The following is a 4633-nucleotide window of genomic DNA, read 5'->3' as shown; positions in this document are numbered from 1 at the left end:
GGCGGTGGCGGTGGCGGACGTCCGGGTGGCGGGCGTCCGGGCGGTGGCGGTTTCGCCGGTCGCGGTGGTGCGCCTGGTCGTCCAGCCGGCGCCGGCGCGGGTTCGGGTGCTCCCGGGCGTCCTGGCGGCGGTCCCGGTGGCCCCGGCGGTCCCGGTGGTCCCGGCGGTCGCCCCACCTCCGGCGGCCGTGGTCGCGGTGGCACCACGGCCGGTGCGTTCGGTCCCGGTGGCCGCGGCCGCCCAGGGCGTCAGCGCAAGTCCAAGCGCGCGAAGCGGCAGGAGTGGGAGAGCGGGCTGGAAGCCCCCCGCATGGGGGCGATGGTCCCGCGCGGGAACGGGCAGGTCATCAGGTTGCCCCGGGGCGCCTCCCTGGCCGACTTCGCGGACAAGATCGACGCCAACCAGGGTGCGCTCGTCCAGGTCGTGTTCACCCAGCTCGGTGAGATGGTGACTGCGACGCAGTCGTGCACGGACGAGACCTTGCAGCTACTCGGTGTGACACTCGGGTATGACGTGCAGATCGTCAGTCCCGAGGACGAGGACAAGGAGCTCCTGGAGAGCTTCGACCTCTCCTTCGGCGGTGACTACGGCGACGAGGTCGAACTGTCGCCGCGTCCGCCTGTCGTGACCGTCATGGGTCATGTTGACCACGGCAAGACGAAACTGCTCGACGCGATCAGGTCGACGGACGTCGTCAGTGGTGAGGCCGGTGGTATCACCCAGCACATCGGGGCCTATCAGGTCCGGGCCAAGGTCGACGGGGAAGAGCGAAAGATCACCTTTATCGACACCCCGGGTCACGAGGCGTTCACCGCCATGCGTGCCCGAGGTGCGCAGGTGACCGACATCGTGGTGCTGGTGGTCGCCGCCGACGACGGCGTCAAGCCGCAGACGATCGAGGCGCTCAACCACGCCCAGGCCGCCGACGTCCCCATCGTCGTCGCCGTCAACAAGATCGACAAGGAAGGGGCCGACCCGCAGAAGGTTCGCGGACAGCTCACCGAGTACGGACTGGTCGCCGAGGAGTACGGCGGCGACGCCATGTTCGTCGACGTCTCCGCCCGCAACCGCACCAACATCGACGGGTTGCTCGAGGCGGTCATCCTCACCGCCGACGCGGCGCTGGACATGCGTGCCCCGACCGAGGTCGAGGCTCAGGGTGTTGCGATCGAAGGTCGTCTGGACCGCGGCCGCGGCCCGGTTGCCACGGTCCTCGTCCAGCGTGGAACTCTGCGGGTCGGGGACTCGGTCGTCGCGGGTGACGCCTTCGGACGTGTCCGGGCGATGCTCGACGAGCACGGCGATCCGGTGGCTGAGGCAGGCCCGGCCCGGCCCGTCCAGGTGCTCGGGTTCACCAGTGTTCCCGACGCCGGCGACAACTTCCTGGTCGTCCCGGAGGACCGGGTCGCCCGCCAGATCGCCGAGCGGCGGCAGGCGCGTGAGCGCAACGCCGAACTCGCGCTCAGCCGCGGTCGCCCGACCCTGGAGACGATCCTGGAGCGGATGAAGGAGGGCGAGAAGACCCAGCTCAACCTCATCCTCAAGGGCGACGTGTCCGGTTCGGTCGAGACGGTCGAAGATTCGCTTCTCAAGATCGATATTGGTGACGAGGTCTCGCTGCGGATCATCGGACGTGGTGTCGGAGCGATCACCGAGAACGACGTCAACCTGGCGAGCGCGTCCGACGCGGTCATCCTCGGCTTCAACGTCCGCGCCGAGGGCAAGGCGCGGGAGCTCGCCGAGCGCGAGCGCGTCGACGTCCGCTACTACTCGGTCATCTACCAGGCGATCGAGGACATCGAGAACGCGCTCAAGGGCATGCTCAAGCCGGTCTACGAGGAGATCCAGCTCGGGACCGCCGAAGTCCGCGAGGTCTTCCGGGTACCCCGGATCGGCAACGTCGCCGGCTGTCTCGTACGCTCCGGACTCATCCGCCGCAACGCCAAGGCGCGCCTGGTCCGTGACGGCGTCGTCGTCGCGGACAATCTCACGGTCGAGTCGCTCAAGCGGTTCAAGGACGACGCGACCGAGGTCCGTGAGGGCTACGAGTGCGGTATAGGACTCGGTTCGTTTAACGACATCAAGATCGACGATGTGATCGAGACCTTCGAGCAACGGGAGGTTCCTCGCTCCTGAGGATCCTGAGGACGCGGGTATGTGGACGGGAACGGCAGTGTTCGATCTTCTTCTCGGTGACACGCGGTCGCTGAAGGAGAAACGGTCGATGGTTCGGCCGGTGGTGGCGGAGCTCCGCCGCAGGTATGCGGTAAGTGCGGCGGAGACCGGCCACCACGATCTGCACCGTCGGGCGCAGATCGCCGTCGCCCTGGTGGCTGCGGATCGGGCCCACTGTGTCGAGGTCGTCGAGGCCTGCGAGCGTCTGGTCGCGCAGCGCCCCGAGATGGAGCTGCTTTCAGCGCGAGTACGGTACCTCTCCGATGAGGACATCGAATCCGCTGCGGGCATCGAGTCCGGCATGGAGATCGACTCCGGCGGGGACGTCGAGTTTCCCGCCGGACAGACACCCGTGACCGGAGATGCGGTGACAGTGACGGGAGGAAGCCATGGCTGACCCTGCTCGGGCCCGCCGGCTCGCGGTGCGTATCCGTGAGGTGGTCGCGGCCGCGCTGGAACGCCAGGTGAAGGACCCGCGGCTGGGCATGGTCACCGTGACCGACGCCCGGGTGACGCCGGACCTGACCGAGGCCACCGTCTTTTACACCGTCTACGGCGACGACGCGGACAGGTTGGACTCGGCCCGCGCGCTGGAGTCGGCCAAGGGCCTGCTGCGCAGCCAGGTCGGCCGGCAGACCGGGGTCAAGGTCACTCCGGCCCTGACCTTCGTCCACGACCGGTTGCCGGACGACGCACGCCACCTTGAGGAACTGATTGTCACCGCCCGGGAGCGGGACGCGGGCCTTGCCGGAGTGCGGGATGGCGCTCGACCGGCTGGTGAGCCCGACCCGTACCGTAAGCCCCGGGGAGATGACGACGAGCCCGATGGGGGCATGATGTCTGATGGGGGCATGATGGGGGACAAGCTGCGATGACCGATGTGACGAGCCTCGCGGACCTGTCCCTGCTACCGGTACCCGCGGCGGGGGAGGGAACGGCCCGGGCAGGGGCGGCCTCCGGTGAGGCGGTCGGCGAGCAGCGGGACCGTGCGGTCGAGGTGATCCTGTCCGCCGTGCAGGACGGCGAGAGCGTCCTGCTGGTGGCACACGTCGATCCGGACGGGGACAGCCTCGGTTCGGCGATCGCGCTCGGGCTGGCCCTGCGCACGCTCGGCACCCGGGCGTCGGTGTCCTTCGACAGCGACCCGTTCGTGGTACCGCGTTCCCTGACCTTCCTGCCCGGTCAGGACCTTCTTGTCCCGCCGTCACTGGTCCCGGCGACGCCGGATCTCGTGGTGACGCTGGACGCCGGCAGCCTCGCCCGACTCGGGGCGCTGGGGCGGGTCGCCACCCGGGCGCGACGGATGGTCGTGATCGACCATCACGCCTCGAACACCCGGTTCGGGGACGTCAATCTGATCGATTCCGATGCCGCGTCCACCAGCGTGATGGTCACCGATGTCATCGATGCGCTCGGCGTGGAGCTCGACCACGACCTGGCCGTTGCGATCTACACCGGCCTGGTGACCGATACCGGGTCGTTCCGCTATGGCGCGACGACGCCGGAGGTCCACCGGTTGGCCGCGCGGTTGCTGGCCACCGGTATCCGCCATGACCTGATCACCCGGACGGTGTGGGACACACACCGGTTCAGCTATCTGCGGCTGCTGGGTGAGCTGCTCGGCCGGGCCCGTCTGGAGCCTGAGCACGACCTGGTGTGGACGTGGTGTGCGTTTGCGGATCTCACCGGCGCCGGTCTCACCCTGGACGAGATCGAAGGGGTGATCGACATCGTGCGGACCACCGCCGAGGCTGAGGTGGCGGTCGTCTGCAAGCAGGACGCCGACCAGATCTGGCGGGTGTCGGTGCGTTCCAAGGGTGGGGTCGATGTCGGCGCGGTGTGCACCCAGCTCGGTGGGGGCGGTCATCGTTTCGCTGCCGGGCTGAGCTCGTCGGACTCCCTCGGGCAGACCATGGACACCCTGCGCGAGGCGTTGGTTCGGGCGCCTCGGCTGCCCGCCTGATGGGTGTCGCGACCGCCGCCGTCGGGGTGGACGGTCTGGTCGTGGTCGACAAACCGGCGGGTCTGACCTCGCACGACGTGGTTGCCCGAGCCCGCCGGATGCTGCGTATCCGCCGGATCGGCCATGCGGGCACGCTCGACCCGATGGCCACCGGCGTGCTGGTGCTCGGGGTGGGTCGGGCCACCCGGCTGCTCGGGCATCTCGCCCTGACGGACAAGGTCTACCAGGCGACGGTTCAGCTTGGCATCTCGACCACCACCGACGACGCCGAGGGCGACGTCGTCGCGGTCCGGGAGGTGGCCGCCGATCAGCAGCGGTTAGCCGCCGCCATGGCGGCGCTCACCGGTGAGATCGACCAGGTCCCGTCCGCGGTCAGCGCGGTGAAGGTCGACGGTGTGCGGGCCTACGCCCGGGTACGCGCGGGGCAGGACGTCGTCCTCGCGGCGCGGCGGGTGACGGTGAGCCGGTTCGAGCTGCTGGCCCGCCGCGGAACGG

The 4633-nt window shown here is 69.4% G+C and carries 5 protein-coding genes; all 5 read left to right on the top strand.

The window, feature by feature from the left end:
• Positions 1-2136, top strand: a 2136-nt coding sequence (gene infB, locus DD1DGNOD_RS27385) for a translation initiation factor IF-2 (protein ID WP_241255890.1), incomplete at its 5' end; no start/stop codon positions are given.
• Positions 2137-2155: 19 nt separating this feature from the next.
• A complete protein-coding gene (locus DD1DGNOD_RS21260) occupies positions 2156-2572 on the top strand; it encodes a DUF503 domain-containing protein (protein WP_241251748.1) in 417 nt (138 codons plus the stop codon).
• Positions 2565-3050, top strand: coding sequence for a 30S ribosome-binding factor RbfA (gene rbfA / locus DD1DGNOD_RS21255; protein ID WP_131768282.1), 486 nt, complete (start codon positions 2565-2567; stop codon positions 3048-3050). The genes DD1DGNOD_RS21260 and rbfA overlap by 8 nt, the downstream gene beginning before the upstream one ends.
• On the top strand, positions 3047-4138 hold the full coding sequence (locus DD1DGNOD_RS21250) for a DHH family phosphoesterase (RefSeq protein WP_131768280.1): 1092 nt from the start codon (positions 3047-3049) through the stop codon (positions 4136-4138). Before rbfA ends, DD1DGNOD_RS21250 begins: the two co-directional genes overlap by 4 nt.
• A partial coding sequence (gene truB, locus DD1DGNOD_RS29980) for a tRNA pseudouridine(55) synthase TruB (protein ID WP_241255889.1) occupies positions 4138-4633 on the top strand: 496 nt, incomplete at its 3' end. The genes DD1DGNOD_RS21250 and truB, both read left to right, overlap by 1 nt.

This window comes from Candidatus Protofrankia californiensis (assembly GCF_900634765.1).
Lineage (GTDB): Bacteria > Actinomycetota > Actinomycetes > Frankiales > Frankiaceae > Protofrankia > Protofrankia californiensis.
This window is presented reverse-complemented; position numbering and strand designations above follow the sequence as displayed.

What these genes read in the sequence shown, in the direction of transcription:
- DD1DGNOD_RS21260 (WP_241251748.1), top strand. Translation starts at nt 2,156, where the DNA reads ATGTGGACGGGAACGGCAGTGTTCGATCTTCTTCTCGGTGACACGCGG.
- rbfA (WP_131768282.1), top strand. Translation starts at nt 2,565, where the DNA reads ATGGCTGACCCTGCTCGGGCCCGCCGGCTCGCGGTGCGTATCCGTGAG.
- DD1DGNOD_RS21250 (WP_131768280.1), top strand. Translation starts at nt 3,047, where the DNA reads ATGACCGATGTGACGAGCCTCGCGGACCTGTCCCTGCTACCGGTACCC.